Origin of the sequence: Pontiella sulfatireligans (assembly GCF_900890705.1) — a bacterium.
Classification (GTDB): Bacteria; Verrucomicrobiota; Kiritimatiellia; order Kiritimatiellales; family Pontiellaceae; genus Pontiella; species Pontiella sulfatireligans.
This window is the reverse complement of sequence record NZ_CAAHFH010000001.1, coordinates 2,280,680-2,297,851: the sequence shown is the minus strand read 5'-3', so window position 1 is coordinate 2,297,851 and position 17,172 is coordinate 2,280,680. Positions and strand designations below refer to the sequence as shown.

General features: G+C 52.1%; 9 protein-coding genes. 6 read left to right on the top strand and 3 right to left on the bottom strand.

Going from position 1 to position 17,172, the window contains the following annotated elements; all coding sequences use genetic code 11:
• Positions 1-78 precede the first annotated feature (78 nt).
• The 6 genes from SCARR_RS07770 to SCARR_RS07745 all read left to right on the top strand — a co-directional run bounded on the left by SCARR_RS07770 (position 79) and on the right by SCARR_RS07745 (position 14,363).
• Complete coding sequence (locus tag SCARR_RS07770; protein ID WP_168433108.1) at positions 79-1,644, top strand: sulfatase family protein; 1,566 nt, start codon at positions 79-81, stop codon at positions 1,642-1,644.
• Between the two features lie 192 nt (positions 1,645-1,836).
• Positions 1,837-4,401: an outer membrane protein assembly factor BamB family protein gene (locus SCARR_RS07765; protein ID WP_168433107.1), complete on the top strand. Its 2,565-nt coding sequence runs from the start codon at positions 1,837-1,839 to the stop codon at positions 4,399-4,401.
• A 158-nt stretch (positions 4,402-4,559) separates the two neighbouring features.
• Positions 4,560-7,574 (top strand): HzsA-related protein, encoded by a 3,015-nt coding sequence (locus tag SCARR_RS07760; RefSeq protein ID WP_136060918.1) that lies wholly within the window; start codon positions 4,560-4,562, stop codon positions 7,572-7,574.
• 110 nt (positions 7,575-7,684) lie between these two features.
• Positions 7,685-8,545, top strand: coding sequence for a beta-propeller domain-containing protein (locus tag SCARR_RS07755; protein WP_136060917.1), 861 nt, complete (start codon positions 7,685-7,687; stop codon positions 8,543-8,545).
• Between the two features lie 461 nt (positions 8,546-9,006).
• Positions 9,007-12,744, top strand: coding sequence for a glycoside hydrolase family 38 C-terminal domain-containing protein (locus SCARR_RS07750; RefSeq protein WP_136060916.1), 3,738 nt, complete (start codon positions 9,007-9,009; stop codon positions 12,742-12,744).
• A 131-nt stretch (positions 12,745-12,875) separates the two neighbouring features.
• A complete protein-coding gene (locus SCARR_RS07745) occupies positions 12,876-14,363 on the top strand; it encodes a sulfatase-like hydrolase/transferase (protein ID WP_168433106.1) in 1,488 nt (495 codons plus the stop codon).
• A gap of 480 nt (positions 14,364-14,843) precedes the next feature.
• Here SCARR_RS07745 and tnpC read toward each other — a convergent pair whose 3' ends face one another.
• The 3 genes from tnpC to tnpA form a co-directional block, all read right to left on the bottom strand.
• Positions 14,844-16,367, bottom strand: coding sequence for an IS66 family transposase (tnpC, locus tag SCARR_RS07740; protein WP_168432867.1), 1,524 nt, complete (start codon positions 16,365-16,367; stop codon positions 14,844-14,846).
• A 64-nt stretch (positions 16,368-16,431) separates the two neighbouring features.
• The gene (gene tnpB / locus SCARR_RS07735) at positions 16,432-16,779 is read right to left on the bottom strand and encodes an IS66 family insertion sequence element accessory protein TnpB (RefSeq protein WP_136059629.1); all 348 of its coding nucleotides are present in this window, start codon (positions 16,777-16,779) and stop codon (positions 16,432-16,434) included.
• Entirely contained in the window at positions 16,767-17,096 is a 330-nt protein-coding gene (tnpA, locus tag SCARR_RS07730) for an IS66 family insertion sequence element accessory protein TnpA (protein ID WP_136059628.1), read from the bottom strand. Before tnpA ends, tnpB begins: the two co-directional genes overlap by 13 nt.
• Positions 17,097-17,172: the final 76 nt, after the last annotated feature.

The following is a 17,172-nucleotide window of genomic DNA, read 5'->3' as shown; positions in this document are numbered from 1 at the left end:
ATCATGGCAGTTGTCGCGGCACTGCCCCTCGCGCGGCGTGCTGCAAAAACAGCAAAACAGAGGGTCTCGGAGAATAGAATGAAGAAGCAAATTTGGATATTTGGAGTTGTTTCGGTTGTGAGCGCAATCCTGCAGGCAGGCACGGCGCAGGCACGGCCGAATTTTTTGATTATCGTCGCCGATGATTTGAATCATGACAGCCTGGGGTTTTCCGGGGCGGGGATTGCCCCGGATGTGACTCCGAATCTGGATCGTCTGGCCAGCCAGAGCTACTATATTGAAAATGGGTTTTCTACGGTCGCGGTCTGTCAGCCATCCCGGCAGTCGATGTTAACGGGCCGTTATCCTGGAAAGTATGGCAGCGAGGGATTCTTTCCGATTGGTAAAGAGGTGGAAACCGTTACGGCGAGGCTCAAGAAGCATGGGTATATAACAGCAACGCTACACAAGGTCCATCATATGCTGCCTGTGGAAAATTTCGCCTGGGATTATACCGCGCAGCAGTTTGGGATCGAGGAAGAGGATTTCATCGTTGGTCGATCGCCCGACTTGTTTTACAAGTCGGTCAGCCAGCTCGCGGAGCTGTCCAGAGAGCGAGACGCCCCGTTCATCTTTGTGGCGAATTCCGCCGACCCCCATCGTCCGTTCTCCGGGAACGCGAAGGAGGAAAAGAAGTTTATGCCGACCCGTTATCAGGAGATCCCGCCCCCGTCGCGCACCTATTCACCGGAGGAGATCAACGTGCCGGCGGTTCTTCCTGATCTGCCGGGAGTACGCCAAGAGCTGGCTTATTATGCAAATTCGGTACGGCGGCTCGATGATACGGTGGGTGCCTGCATGAAAGCGCTTCGCGACTCGGATGTGGAGGGGCAGACCGTTGTCATCTTTGTGGCGGATAATGGAATGGCACTTCCGTTCGCGAAGTTTGACTGCTACTTGGACAGCAATAAAACGCCCATTCTTTTCCGGCTTCCCGACGGGGTGGGGGCGGGGAAGAAAAACTCGAACGCCCTCGTTTCGCTGATCGACATTACGCCGACGCTTTTGGAGTTGGCGCAGCTCCCCCCGATGGAAGGGATTGACGGAAACTCTCTGGTTCCAGTTTTTCAGGCCGCTGAAGAAGGCAAGATGTCCAGCTTCAGGGATTACGTTGTTACATTTCGGCACGAGGATATCTTCTATGCCAACTATATAAAGATGTTCTCGGAAGGGAATCCTGGATTTCTCGATGGTTTAAAAGCAAAAGGCTGGCGATTGCGCCCCGATCATCCGAGTCCCGGAACCTATTCATTGGATCGCAATATGAGAATGATCTTTGATGGGCGTTATTCCTATATCTATAACCATTGGATGATGCATGGCAAGAAGCGGGTAACTCACCCTTCTAATATGACGTTTGATGCCATGTTGAAGGGCGCAAAGTCCGATCCGATACTTGCGGAGCGGTTGGATTCCTTCATGTATCGGGCTCCTGAAGAGCTCTACGATTATACGAAAGACCGGGACGCACGGAAAAACCTGATGGGTTCTCCTGAATATCGCGGGGTTTCTGAAAGGTTGAAAAAAGAGCTGCTGGATTGGATGCAGCGCAACGATGATCCGCAGATGGATGATTTTTCCTCCGATGCTGGGTTGATTCGTTAGAGAGAGGGCGGGGTAGCTTTAGTTTCGTCATGTTGACCCGTTTGCGTTGCTCTCTGTTGATGGTTTGGAGTTGGATGTAATAAAGAATGGATGGCCGGCTTTTGGTGAGTCGGAGAGAAGACTGTATGTGCTTTGTAAAAAGAGAGGTTGATTATGAGAAAGTTGGGTTTTGTGTTTTTAGCGGGGTGTTTTGTGGCTAATTTAAATCTTTTTGCGCAGGTAAAAACGGGAGTAGAGGAAATTGACGCTGCTTGCCTTAGCGTGAAGAGCGCGCCGACAAACGATCAGAACGCCCAGCATCGCCAATCGGTACTGTTTTCGTGGTTTCGTCACATGATCAATCGGGGTGTCGATCTGCAGAGTATGCACGAATTGGGGTTTACTCTTGCTCATTGGGGGGTTGTTAAGCCAAAGAATTATCATCTGCTGGATGAGGCCTATGCAGTGATGGAAGAATTGCAGGAAAACCCGGTTTATATCGAAGAGATTCGCGGGCCTGGAGCCGCCCCGGACAAGGATGTGACCGATTGGCCATTCTTTGGCGGGAGTCCCCTACAGGCGGGTTTGTCGAAGGATACTGGGCCGACGACCGGCGACATCGCGTGGAAATTCCCGACTGGACACTCCTACTACGCACCGGCCGCCGTCGAGGATGGCCGAGTTTATATTACCTCGCCCGGAATCCGGTCTCTCATGTACTGCCTGGATGAGGGGACCGGCGAGGTCATCTGGAAAACAGAGCAGGACGGCCTGCAGATGTATGCTACCCCGCGAGGGGCCTCCAATGTGGAGATTCTGAAAGACCAGGTGGTCATGCGGGCGACCAGTGGCAGCTGGGAATATGAGGAGCCCGTCAAGCACATCTTTTACATTGATAAAAAAACCGGAGAGATCCGCAATCAGATCGATGCAAACCGTGTGGATTATCGGAGAGGAGCCACGTCCGTTACCGCGACGGAAGAGGTGGTGGCCTATCCCTATGGCCGGGTGGATCTGAAGAACAAGCCGGGCACAACCATTATGCAGGACACCGTCACGGTAAAACTTCGTAATGGTCGCGGTGGGTGGGCCCTCCGCACGGGCCAGTTGTTCGGTGAAATCGTGATCGATGACGATCTGGTCTTTGCTGGAACCGATGGCGGCCTTCTCTATGCCCTCAATCTGTGGGGGGGGAACCGGATGAAATGGAAGTATGATGCGGGCTCTCCTATCCGCACGACGCCTGCGGTCGACAAAAATATCGTCGTGACGACCACGGAAAGCGGATGTCTTATTGGCCTCGACCGTTCCTGCGGAAAGGAACTCTGGCGCACACAACTTAATTCCGGTGAAGCCCGGGCATTCCAGCTGTTTTCCGCCCCGGCCATCAGCGATGGCAAGATCTTTATTGGATCCGCCACCAAGGAACTCTACTGCGCGGATTTGGAGTCGGGCAAGCTCCTGTGGCGGGTGGCGGCGAGTGACTGGATTCGGTCCAAACCTTTGGTCATCAAGGATCGGGTTTACTTTGCGTCTCTGGATGGAACCGTCACAGCCTTAGAGTTTAATGATTCCGGAACCAAGCAACTTTGGAGTGAACAAGCGGGCCGCCACGAGATTTTCTCGGATCTGTCTGGAACCGAAAGCGGAATTCTTGCCAGCACCTCCGAGTTGTATCTGTACTCACTGAACCCTGAAAACGGAGCGGTGCAGTGGAGGCATAGCGTGGTCGAGTCCACCTACGAAGACGGCGAGAGAAGGATGGCCGATATCGTCGCCGGCGGGGGGGATTTCCAAAGTCCCCCAACCGTGAGTAACGGCAAGGTCTACGTCGGCACTCCCTCGCGCTTTGTCTTTGCGGTGGATGCCAAAACCGGCAAAAAGATCTGGCGGTTTGAAACGTCCGGACAGGTTTCCGGAGCCCCCAGCGTCTACAAGGGGCGGGTCTACTTTGGCCAGCAGGGCGGTAATGAGGAGATGTATTGTGTCGATGCGGAAACGGGAGATCCCGTCTGGTCGAGCAAGGTCGGCTGGGTCTGGTGCACCAGTACGCCCGATGATGAGCGGGTCTATACCGGCACCGTGGATGGACGGATCGTCGCCCTTGATGTCGAGACTGGCGAAGAGGTGTGGGAATACCTGACGAATGGAGGCGTCTATCCTGCTCCGGCGGTTGATGACAAACGGGTCTATACCGGGGCGTGGGATGGACACTACTTTGCAATCGACAAGAAGACCGGCTTGCTGGACTGGGCCTATTCCTCCTTTCGGGGGGCCCCGGATTCCGCCGCGGGCGTTCTCTGGAAGGGCATGTACATTTGTCGCTCGTCTGGCGAACTGTGTGCCTTGGACGCAAATACCGGGGGAATGTATTGGACCTTTAAAGACCCGCGCTCTGGGCCGGGACGAATGACCGTCATGAACGCCACGCCCTCGAATTCGGGCGATTACACCTTCGTTTCCGCAACGATCGACCACGACGGGGCCGCCCTGGGGGGAATCTTGTATTGCCTGGATACGTCCACGGGAAAAGAACTCTGGCATTATACCGGTGCCGGTGGCTGGACGGGTTCCTCCTGTACAGAGAATACCGTCATTTGCGGTTCCTCTACGGAATCCTTCGTCACGTGCCTGGATGTTGAACCCAATCCGGATGGTACGCCGAAAATTATCTGGCGCACGAAGATTGGCGGTATCCTGGAGGAGACCATCCCGGCCATCTCTGGAAACAGGGCCTATCTTCTCTGCTCCGATGGCTATTTGTATGCCTTTGATTAGCATTTAAATTCAATACGTCAGAGAGTGCTGAAATAGTTAACGAAGGAGCAGTTCTTAAAACGAATCGGTGGGTGAGAGAGCTGGGATAATGAAAGCGGAAGGCGGCCAGCGATGGCTGTCGAGCCGTGCTAAGGTACATATCTTAAAATGGATTAAATATGACGATGTTGAAATTTCTACTTTCTGGATTTCTAACCATATCCTTGTGTAGTATGGCCGCCTTTGCCGACAGCAAGCAGACGTCCACTACGGTTTCGGCGGATACCAACGCATCCGATCTGTTTCAGTCCGGTCAAGAGCTGGAGGGCATACGCATCCTGTGCGTCAAACGAGCGTGGCCAACGTGGAGCAAAAAAAAGGACAAAGACGTTCTGGATCACCTGGGCTTTCCGGTAAACCACGTCGCCCACTCGTCACTGTCGCGCGATTCCTATCAGAATGAAATTGGCATCTACGATCCGGCAACGGGGAGCTATAAAACGCTTTACAAGCCTGACGGAAACTACTTCGTCGGCCAGATCGACCTGCACTGGCAGGCGGACAAATTCCTGTTCACCGAGTCCAACAGCACCAACTGGAAGATTTTTGAAATGAACATCGATGGTTCGGGGCTGCGGCAGGTCTCCCAGACCCCGGAGGATGTGAGCAGCTTTGATGCGTGTTACCTGCCGGATGGGGGGATCGTCTTTGCCAGCGATGCACCCAAGCAGGGTGTGCCGTGCTGGCATGGCTGGCGAGCCCGCAAGGACCCCAAGAGGTATGTGGCGAACCTGTACAGGATGAATGCCGATGGCAGCGGAATGCGCCGTTTGTGTTACGATCAGGATCACGACCTGCATCCGTTTGTTCGCAATGACGGGCAAGTCATGTTCAGCCGGTGGGATTATACGGGCATCAACCGGATATACATGAGGACCATCATGACGATGAACCCCGATGGAACCGGTCAGAAATCCATCTACGGCAGCAACCGGTGGTTTCCAAGTGGCTTTTACTATCCCCAAGAATTGCCCGGGCAACCGGGAACGTTTTTGGGCATTGTGGCCGGATACCACCAAAGCTGGCGATCCGGCAAGCTTGCTTTGCTGAACTTAAGTGACACGGACAATGCCCACGCCGGCACCACGCAGATCCACGGGCCGTGGGAGCCCTTAGAACCGGCCGTCCGGGATGGCTGGACACACTCGAGCTGGCCGGAATTTATGACGCCGTCCTACATTACGAGTCGACACTATCTCACCTCTGCATGGGAAACGCCTGCAAACAAGAAGATTGGCATCTATCTGGCCGATGCAGACAACAACATCTTGCTCTTGCACGAAGAGGAGGGCGTTGCATTCCTGGAGCCCATTCCCGTTCAACCACGAAAAGTACCACCGGCCGTCCCCCAACGGGTCAACCTGGATAAGGATGGTGCCACCGTTTATATCCAGGATGTGTACATGGGGCCGGGATTAAAGGAGGTGCCCCGCGGAACCGTCAAAAATCTGCGCGTCATCGCCTATGACTTCGGCTATTCGCGTTTGGCCGGGACCGATAAGATCGGGCTGTCGGGGCCCTGGGAAGCCATGCGCATCCTCGGGACTGCGCCAGTGGAGTCAGACGGATCCGCCATGTTTAAGATTCCGGCTAATACGCCGGTGGCCTTTCAGCCGTTGGATGAAAACGGACGCGCGGTTCAGCTCATGCGTTCGTGGGTGACCGCCATGCCTGGCGAAACCATGTCGTGTGTTGGGTGCCACGAGTCGCCGGAGACGGCGCCGCTGTCCAAGCGGTCAATTGCCCTGCTCAAAGAACCCGAACCGCTGGCCGAATGGTATGGCCCCGCCCGCGGGTTTGATTTCGAACGCGAGGTGCAGCCCGTCCTCAATCGCTACTGCGTCAGCTGCCACAACGACGAGCAGCCACTGGATCTGCGCGGGGAAAAGTATTTTCCCGAGTATACCGGGCGCGTGCCGGGCACGTGGGATTTCTTGCGCTTGCATCCGGACCTGAAAGCCAAATATGACAACAAGGTGTTGTACACCCCTGCCTATGAAGCGCTGCTACCCTACATTCGGCGGGTTAATGTGGGTGATGATGTTTCGTTGCTGGAGCCCGGTGAATATCACGCCAACACCAGCGAACTGGTTCAGCTGTTGAAGGAAGGACACAAGGGCATTGAACTCGATCCGGAATCCTGGAGTCGGATCACGACCTGGATTGACATGAATGGCCCCTGTCACGGCACTTGGTACGATGTGTATAATGAGCCGGTTCCGGAAGATGACACGAACCGCAGATGGGAGCTGGCCGCTCTGTATGGCGGGCCGGCGGTGATCCCGGACATCATTCCGGAAGTGGATCCCTACGATGAAACCCCGGTTACGTTTCGTTATGAAGAAACAAAATCGCTCGAAAGAAAGCCGCTGAAGGACCTGCCGAAGCCAACCAGTAAATCGCTCGACCTGGGCAATGGGGAACGCATTGATCTGGTGAATTTTGGCGCCGGATATTGGATGGGCTCTTGTGAGATCAGCAACGCCCAGTTTCGGCAGTTCGACCCGAACCACAGCAGCCGCTATTTTGGCAAGCGCCATGATGAAGAGAGTGATGGCAGTGGAAAGGGGTTGCCGCTGGACGAGGATGAGCAACCGGCAGTGCGGGTTTCGTGGAACCGGGCCATGGCGTTTTGTGCGTGGCTGTCCGAACAGACCGGGACGAATGTAAGCCTGCCAACCGCCGCGCAATGGGAGCAGGCCTGCTTGGCGGGGGGCCGCGGCGAGTTCTATTACCCGGGAGACGATTTCTCTGTATACGAGAATATGGCGGATAACACGTTTGCCTCGTATGGATATAAAGGAGACTCTGCGACCGGACATTTTCAGGTGGCGGGGGATGTGGATTTGGTCATTTCAGAAGGTGTTGACTTCGCGGATAGAACATTTGATGACGGAGCCTGCGTGACCGCCCCCATCGGCAGTTACGCTCCCAACCGATTCGGATTGTACGATATGCACGGAAATGCTGCGGAATGGACGCTTTCTGATTATGGACGTAATGAAAAAACGGTCAAAGGCGGCTCGTACCTGGACCGCCCCGAGCGCTGTTCAGTTTCCGTTTCGCATGGCTATCCTGCATGGCAAAACGTGTATAACGTCGGCTTTCGGATCATTGTCACCGAACGGCAATAACCCAACCCGGCTCTGACGGGCCAGAAAGAGGCACTATGAGAAAAACAGCCGCGCTGTCAGTCATTCTAATCTGTTCCGTAACAGCCGCTTTTGCACAACTGCCGCGGTTGTTGGTCGCCGGCGGAAATAAAGTATTTGTTCTGGAACCGGACAAAACGGTGAGCTGGGTTTACCAGGCAAACGCAGGCGGGTTATACGATGCCTGGCCGCTGGAATCAGGACATGTTCTGTTTTCGACACGGTGTGGTGTTCATGAGGTCACGCCTCAAAAAAAGATTGTGTGGGAATATGTTTTGGAAAAGAAGAGAGGCGTGGAGATCGACGCCTGCCAGCCCTTGGAGAATGGCAATGTCTTAATGATTGATTCCGGTAATAATCGGCTGGTGGAGGTGAACAAGGACAACGACATTGTTGTCGAGGTGCTCCTGCCTTCTACATCCGAAAAAATTCATTGGCGCTATCGACTGGGCCGTAAAAACAGACGTGGGAACTATCTGGTTGCCATGCTTCCTGACAAAATAATCGAAGTGGATGCCGCCGGCAAACTCCACCGGGAGATTGACTTAAAACGGTATGGAAAGCCGCAGGGTCAAGGCATGTTGCACAGTTTCGAAGTTCTTGAACTGGACGATGGAAACCTGCTGGTTTCAACCGGGTTTGATGGCCGGTGGCTTGAAATCGATGCAGACGGCAACGCCGTGTGGGAGTTTTCTAAACAGACTCATCCTGACATTGAGATCTGTTTTGCCGGGGGGGCGCAACAGCTGGAGAATGGCCATTTTATCTTGTGTAATGCGGATTATCATACAACCGATCCCGAACAGCAGAAGGTGCAGCTGCTGGAGGTTACTCCCGATCATAAGATCGTCAACCGCGTGCTGTTTGACGAGTTAGCTCCGCTTATTCAATTAAATAAGGAGAAGGGTAAAAATATGGATTATATCCATTTGATTGGGGCGAAACCTTTTTAACCGCAAGAGCTGTGTCGCCCCGTTCTTGGGGCTGACTCTGGGTGTCGCAAGGTCGAGCCGGGGGCATCCCGCCGTACGCCGCTTTCCTTCAACAAATTCACATCTTGATTCAACATAACGTTGCTATTTGCGGCTCAATTTTATTGTTACGTTCTCCCTCTTTAAGCTGAGATCATTTTAAGGAGTTTGAATTTGCTGAATACAGTAATATTCAGGTGTCTCGGGCTGATTCTATTAGCTGTGTGTTGTCTCTCTCTTGTGACTCCTATTGTGGCGGGGGCCTGAGTGCGCAAGGGCTATGAATCAAATATGATGGACTGCTATCCGACATTGGCCTCGCGCTGGCCGGAATCAGGGTTTCGAAAGACGTGATCCTTGAGGGGCGCGATAAGACACATTTGAAGATCAATCAGCGATTTTCACTGAGTTGGTTTTCGAGAAAAATAACAAGGGTAAAGATTATGAAGAAATTGAGTCTGGCAGCACTTCTAGGTATCGCATTTAATTTAGGTTTGTTTTGCTGTAATAGTGCGGCAGCAGCTGATCAAGCGGGCTCGGAGTTGTCCTCCGAAAAGGCGAAGAAGGTCTTGATCTTTTATGACAGTGCCTATCCGGCCTGGGGCTATTTGCCCTGGTTTTTATATGACCCGTTGATCCGTTCTGAAGTGAATGTTGAGGTGGATAAAGTTTATGCAGGTCAGGGGGAAACTGACCCGTTGAAATATATTAAAGCCGGTGCTGATTTGCAATCAGATGATGCAGGTGCCGCGACCACTCCGATGCTAACCGAGCAAATCATCTCATCGTATGATTTGGTTATTGTTCCGTATCCTCACACCATTAAGAACGAATATATCAATGACCTTTTAAATTATGTAGACAACAACGGTTCGTTATTGCTCGTTCAGCCCACATTTGAGTCCCCGACCCAGGCCGCCCGGTTCTTGAGCAAACAGGGGATTGCATTTAAAGGGATCGCGGATCAAACGCCGGCGTCTTCCTTGCTGACCGATCATCCGTCTGCGAGAATATTAGGTCTTCCCGAAGGGAGCAGTGTTTATCCGCATCGGACGTGGCTGCCGCACGTGAGATTTGACCCGGGCCAGAGTACGGTCCTGACCCAGGTGGGTTTGGGAGGGGACCCCGACCTGTTTGTGAGTGCAAACGGGAGGGTGGGCCTGGCCGCCACTGACATTTTCAGTGATTTGGATGCTCATGTCCGAAACGCGAAGGAGTACGCTCAGTACAAAACGAACATTGGGCATCTCATTGTCAATACATTCAGATCTCTTTTAGGCATGGAATTTTTTGACCAGCCGGTACAAGCGCCGATGCGGAGGTGGAGCGAAATGTTCTACGCGTATGCTTCCAGCAGGGACTATGTATTGCTGGCCCAGCAAGAAGAGCCGTTTTCGGAAAGGTTATCCGCCGAAAAGTTGATGCGGATGCTTGATAAAGCCGACCATGGAATCGGGCAGGCCGCGAGCCTGTTGGTTCAAGGGAAATTTGATGAAGGAAAAGCTGCATATAATTCAAGTGTGAAGCTTTTATCCGAGTGCATGGATCAAATGACCAGCGTAAAGCGCTATATGATCCGGGGCTGGCACTCGAGCGTCCTGACTCCCGATTATTATGGCGGGGGCTTGTTGGGTTTCGCGGAACCCGAGTACCAGGACCACCTGATGCAGTGGATGGAAAAACAATTAGGCTGGTGCGAACGTACGGGCGCAAGACGGCTCATGAACGTATACCCCTGTGACTTGCAGTTGCTGGTCAAATATTACCCCGATGAATTCAAGCGGTTTCGCGACGGAATCAAAGATGGTTATTTGGAATCCGTGCACGGCATTTATTCCGCCGCCTTTCTTCCGATCCTATCAGAAGAAAGTAATGTGCGGCAGTTTGCTTATGGGTTGCCCGTATTTGAAGATACCCTTGGCAAAAAAGTGCAAACGTATGCGACCCCGCGAGATCATTTCGATTACCACCCCCAGCTACCCCAACTATTAAATAACTTCGGATATAAACAGGCGATTTTGCATTCCGGATGGTTAGGGGAGATCAAGCGGATCCGAGCGGATAAGATCATGTGGCGTGGCTTAGATGGCTCGGACATTGAAGCGTGTCCTCAATATGAAGGGATTCGAAAACCGTTATTTTTGGCTCACCCTGAAAACATTGCAAAAGCTGACAAACTTGGCTACAAGACGATTCTCCTGGGAGATACGCTGGATGCGACCTGCCCGCTCTACCCGGTCAAGATCCCAAGTGAAAAGGAATTAACTCTGATCAACCCGATTGCTCCCATTGCAGGGACTTGGGTCACGGCGAAAGAGTTTTTTGAACTAACTCCCAAAGCCGAGCAATCGGTCTTCCTGGGCGTGGATGATTTGTGGGCGTGTCGAATCGATATCTGGTCCAGCTGGGGCTGTCTGAATCAGCACGCGGAATGGAATCGAACGACTGAGAATAAAATCCTGGCAGCAGAGAAATTAAGCGCAATGGCGGCAGTGTTAGGCAAAATGCCGAGCACGGATTTAATGAAAACAAAGGAACAGCTGGATGAATCCTGGCAGACCCTGCTGCGGACCCAGGATCACATGTTTTATGGTCCTGTGAATTACGCAAATCAGGTGCCGCCTGTGTCCGTCAAACCAGGGGAAGAGAAAGCCGGCGGGCACGCTTGGGGATATGATCGCGAAATATTGCCGAGGTCATCTGCAACGCCTGGCGGTATGGAAAATTATACCGAGGACTTAGGACCGAATTACGCCGGCCCAATGATCCCGGTCAATCGGTACAACCGGGTAAAAGAGTTCATCAAAGAGACCCAGGGGACCGCCGATACCATTGCAAGCAAAGCATTCAGCGAGTTGTCCGGAGAAGTGACCGCCCCGCCGCGGGATAAGAGTTCGATTCCCCTTCTGGTGTTCAATCAACTTGGCTGGGACAAAGGCAATTATGTCGAGTTTGAAAAAAGCTTCAGTCAGGGGGAGGTCTTCCACTTTAACTTAAATGATGGAAGCAAGGAGGTCTCGTATCAGGTCGTCTCGGAGGACCGGTACGCGGATGGTTCTGTGAAAAGGGTTAAGGCGCTGTTTTGGGCGGATATTCCATCCCTCGGCTATAAAACCTATTACCTGAAACCCACGACAGAAAAACCGGCCCCCGTGGTGGCGAAATCATTGCAAACGGGCCCAGCTCATTTGGAGAACGATTACTACCGGGTTGAAATTAATTCTGAGAATGGCGGGATAAGCCGTATTTTTGATAAAACACTCGGGAAAGAAATGCTTGATTCAAACCGGGTCGGCAACGAGCTGTTTTCTCCCTGTCTCCCCGCGGTTCGTTCTTCTGACGAATCGGCAACGGTTGAAGTCGTGGAACAGGGCCCGTTGCGGTCGACGATCCGTATTCGGTCAAAGGTTGGGGCCGCCCCGTATGACTGTTTGGTTCGCCTCTATGACAACATGAAACGGATTGATTTTGATTTGACCGTCGATTATGGCAAAGAGGGGATGAATTTTGGCAGGAACGGGATGAAATTTGGCGAGATCGAAGACCGCTATACAGGATTATTTGTTCAGTTCCCGTTAAATTTCAAGGGCAAGCTATACATCAACCAGCCCTTTGGGCTGTACGAGACCCAAAAAGAACGGCAGGTCACGACGGATTTTGCCGATGTATACCAAGGGCAATATGGGCTGTCGCTTATCCACAGGAATTCGCCGTCCTATAGATATCGGAACGGCATTCTGTCGATCTGCTTAACCCGTGCGCGTCCCTATGTCGTTGGAAAACAGAACTATCAGTATTCCATATATACCCACAAAGAGGATCCCTTCCAGGGAGATGCATATACGGTTGCAAAAAGTGTAAATACGCCGTTTATCGTCTACTGGCCTGATACGTTGCCGGTAGAGCAACAGCAGGCATTCTCGTTTCTCTCCGTTAACAAGCCAAATATCGTATTGTCCGCCCTTTATTATGAGGGGGATACCACATATGTCCGGTTTTACGAGAGAAGTGGTAAGAAAACGAAAGCCAGTATCCATCTGCCGTACCTCAAGTCAGGCGAATATAGCAAGGTCAAATTGAATCACGAAAAGGTCCGCGAACTAAAAAGTAGAAACGGAAAAATCAAGCTTGAGTTTGAGCCTTGGGAGATCGTGACTATTGCCATCAGCGGTGCGTTGTAAGGTTCATAGACCAGATAGGATTCAAGAACTTCAGAGAAGATAGAGATACACATATCGGGCCGCGCACCGAGCTTTTAGTTCGTATCGCTTGAGAGCTCGCGCAATAGTCAAAGGAAATCACGATGAGAAAAATGAAAAATAAAATAGTGCTGGCGGCGTTGGCGCTCACCCTTATGCCGGTTGGGTTGCAGGCCACCCAGCAACCGAACATTATCCTGTTTCTAGTAGATGATTGCAGTACGCATGAGCTGGGCTGTTATGGGAATACGATGGTATCGACGCCGAACATCGATGCATTGGCCGAGGGCGGTATTAAATTCAAGTCCGCCTGGGCGACGCCGGTGTGTGTGAGCAGCCGTGCGGCCATCATGAGTGGTCAGTATGGGTTCCGCAATGGTGCCTACGGCAACTCATACAAAGAAAGCGAAACGTACGATGCCATGCCCTGGGGAAAAATGACTCTTTTCCGCGCGATGAAGGAATCCGGATATGCAACGTTTCACGGAGGCAAATGGCATCTGCCTACCTCTCCGGCGGATCCGGACTGGGGTGTGGATGAATATTTTCTGTACGGTTCACTGATGGGCGGGGATGGACTGAATCCGGAATGGACCCGGGAATATTCCGGTTCATGGTGGTCGTGGGGGAACTCAAACAAATTTTCGCCGACCGAGAAACCCCAGCACAGCCCATCAGCAACCTGGCACCCGATGGTGATTAAAAATGGCCAGTTGCGATCGACGGGGCCCGATGATTTCGGCCCGGAAATGCTCGCGGATGCTGCCCTTGATTTTGCACAACGGAACAAACATGCCAAAAAGCCGTTTTTTATCTATTATTCTTCCCACCTGACCCATTTTCCCTGGACGGAGATGAAAGCGCCGGGCAACCATGAGGTCACAAAAACGGAGCCGGGCATGGTGTCCAATGTACAATATCTTGATACGGTAGTGGGCAGGCTGGTGAACGAGCTCAAAGCGATGGGTGAATACGAAAATACGGTCATCGTTTTCATGGCGGATAATCCAACCTATGGGCTCGGGAAAGGCGCCGCGTCGGAGATCGGGGCACACATCCCGTTTATTGTGGCCGGGGGATCCAAATGGGTAAAATGGCATGGCGAGACCGGAAGTTTGACCGATTGCGTGGATCTGTATCCTACCTTGTTGGAGTTGGCCGACCATCGGGCCTTGCCGTCCCAGGTGCTGGATGGACAAAGCCTGGTTCCGTTGCTGGAGGGCGATCGTGCACATAGCCGTGAGTGGCTCTTCAGTTATACATTTGGGTTTCATCGGATGATTCGTAATCGGGACTATTCGCTGGATGCTCAGGGGCAGCTTTGGCGTTGCAATCCATCGGGGAACCCTTTCACGTTCGAAAAAGTTGAGACGGACAATGAGGCCAGCCGAACCGCCCGGATGGTATTGGAATCCCAGCTGGAGCATCTGCCGATTCCTGATGAAGACCAGATGAAAAAGAACCCGAAGGTGTATAAGCAGTATGTCAATGTCATGGCCGGTCAGCTAACCCATCGCCAGAAAAACGCGGAAACATTTTACCAGACCGGAGTTCAATCCCTTTTAAATCGGCCGGGACGACTGAAGTATGACCTTAAATAAACTAACGAATATCCTATTCATACTGAAGATAAAGGCGGAGGAGAACCCAAATGGGTCGGGTTCCTCCCATGAACATTGAGTAGGGGAGTCAGGGGCTGCACATTGAACAAAGACGAACGTGCCAGTCCGTCTAAATCATCGGTCCGGTTTTGAACCACTCGTTCCTCGTTATTTTACTGCGTAAAATTATTTATCGCTGCGCTTTCAGGCTCTACTCTTTGCGTCGTCGCGTCTTCGCGGTCAAAACTTGCCCCGCACCGAATTATTGCCGCTACGCTTCTTTCGGGGAATACCGAAAGCACTTTCGGAGTACCTCAGGTCTGTCCATAATTGTTCTGTTAAAATTGCAGTCGCATCAATCTGAGAGCATCGGCGTAATCTGTGGATTCCTCCTCCGGCGGATCAGCCGTTGGCTGAAAAACCAACTCCGCACCGTCCCATCATTTGTATGCGTCTGTTCGTTCACCCACTTGACAGCATTTATGCTGACTGTGCGCGGGATGAGTTCCATTGAGCCGGAGTCCAGCTGGCAGCTTCGTTCTGTCCCATGGTTGGAAGGGCTTCGAGCACATCCCGCAAATAGTCGGCGGGGTTGATGTCGAGTTTTCGGCAGGTTTCGATGAGACTGTATATGATGGCGCTATCCTGACCGGATCGGGGGCTGCCGAAGAAGAGGAAGTTTTTCTTGCCGATGGCCGTGGGCCTGATGGCATTTTCGACAAGGTTATTGTCGATTTCCAGCTTCCCGTGCTCAAGAAACAGGTTCAGGCTGTCCCAGCGTTTGAGGGTATAGCTGATAGCTTCTCCGAGCTTGCTTTTGGGCAGTTGTTTTTTCTGTTCACGATCCAGAATGGTTTTTATTTCATTAAGCACTGGAGCAGAGTGTTCCTGCCGATAGGTTGCCCGGTCGAGCTCCGGTTGTTTGCGCAACGTGGTTTCGTTGCGATAGAGCTTCGCAATGAGTTTGATAATTTTCCGGCTGATTGAATCCCCGGCCTCATGAAATTTACGCCGGGCATGTGCCCAGCAGCAGGCATGAATAATATTTCCCTTTTCCTGTTCATGAGCCGGGTCGTTCAGCCATGACGGATAAGAACCGTATCCATCGCTTTGCAGAAGACCGGCGTAATCTGTCAGCATCGAATCAAGACATGATGCAGCACGACTCGGAAACCATTCAAAGAGCACTCCAACGCCTGGACTGTGATAGGCCCATAGGTATCCATTGGGACAATGGTCCTTTTTCGGGTCTTGGTATTTGATAAAAGTTTCGTCGGCCTGAATATACTCACTTTGCCGGATTTCATTTCTCAGTGCTTCGTAGATCAACGTTAACCAGTCGGCGATAAGATACATCCAGTTGCCCATGGTTTTGCGGCTGATTTCGATGCCGTGGCGGTATTTTAAAACCTGTTCCTGACGGTAGAGCGGAAGATGGTCGCAATATTTGCTCAGAATGATCTGTAGGAGCAGACCGGCAGAAGCATAGCTGTTTGGAATCAGTCTTGCCGGAGCTGGTGCGATCAGCGGCGGCACTTCACGGTTATCAATCTCAATAAACTTTTCTCGAATGATTTCACGGATAAAATACCGGGTCGGAACAACGTCGAGCTCCCGTACTTTTTCCTCCCCGATTTTTTTATAGCGACCAGGATTTCCCTGAACCTCATCGGGAATGATGATCACCTGCTCAACCGGCAGGTCTTCCGGGACCCGTTCCTTGAGCGGCTTGCGCTTTCCTCGACGGGACTCAACCGGCTCTGAATCATCCTGTTCGGCCTCTTCCGCTATTTCCAGAGCCTCTTGGGCTTCCTGCAGTTCATCGAGCAGTAGTTCCATCTGATCCGGGCTTAACTTTTCGGAACTGCGCCCGAACAGTTTTTTCAGCAGATACTGAACTTTCTCATTAAGCAGTTTAACTTCGGTTTTGAGCTGAGTGTTTTCGGCATTCAGAGACGTCCGCTCCTTTACCATCAGATCAAAATTTTCCCGGTTAAAATTCATGCCGTACATTATACCAAAACACGTTGAAAATGCGGCACCAACCTGATGGAAAATGCAAAAAAAATCAGCGCTGATACCAAGGTTTGAGCGAGCCTTGTTTTAGATCAACTCCATCGAGCAGCAGGGCCAGCGCTTCCGGAGCAAGACTAAGCTTTTCATCTGCGCCAACGCCTTGAGGCCAACTGAAACAGCCCTTTTCAAGCCGCTTGATAGCAACCCACATGCCGGTACCATCCCAGTACAGCGTCTTGATCCGGTTTTTCCGTCGGTTCGTAAACACAAACAATGTGCCCGAACACGGATCTTCATTTAACCTATCCTGCACTACACAGTGCAATCCGTTGAAGCTCTTACGCAGATCCACCGGCTCAACCGCCAGAAATACCCGGATTGAATTACTTAATCCAAACATCCGGCAGCCTCCCGCAGAACCATACCGAGTTCATTCAGTGACGGAATTGGAAGCTGAACCTCAATCCCGTTCGGCAGAAAGATCTTCAGTTCATCTATCTCAGGAGGTCCGGGCTGAACTTCCACCTCGCAAAAAGCAACCTCAGATTCCTGACGTTCAATTCGCAGCCAACGGGCCAGCGTTTTCGGGTTGATGCTCCATTCCCGGCAAAACGCCGCCTGGGTCAGCCCCGCTGAATTAAACTCCTCGATCAGTTCCCGGCGTTCTTCCTCCGTATAGGAAGCCCGCCCCGACACATTGTTTTCATTCGTATCCATGCCTGACAAATTATCAGGCTTTGCCGGAGCTGACTACGGGGTGAAAGAAGAGGCGTTTACCATCATTTTGTCGTCA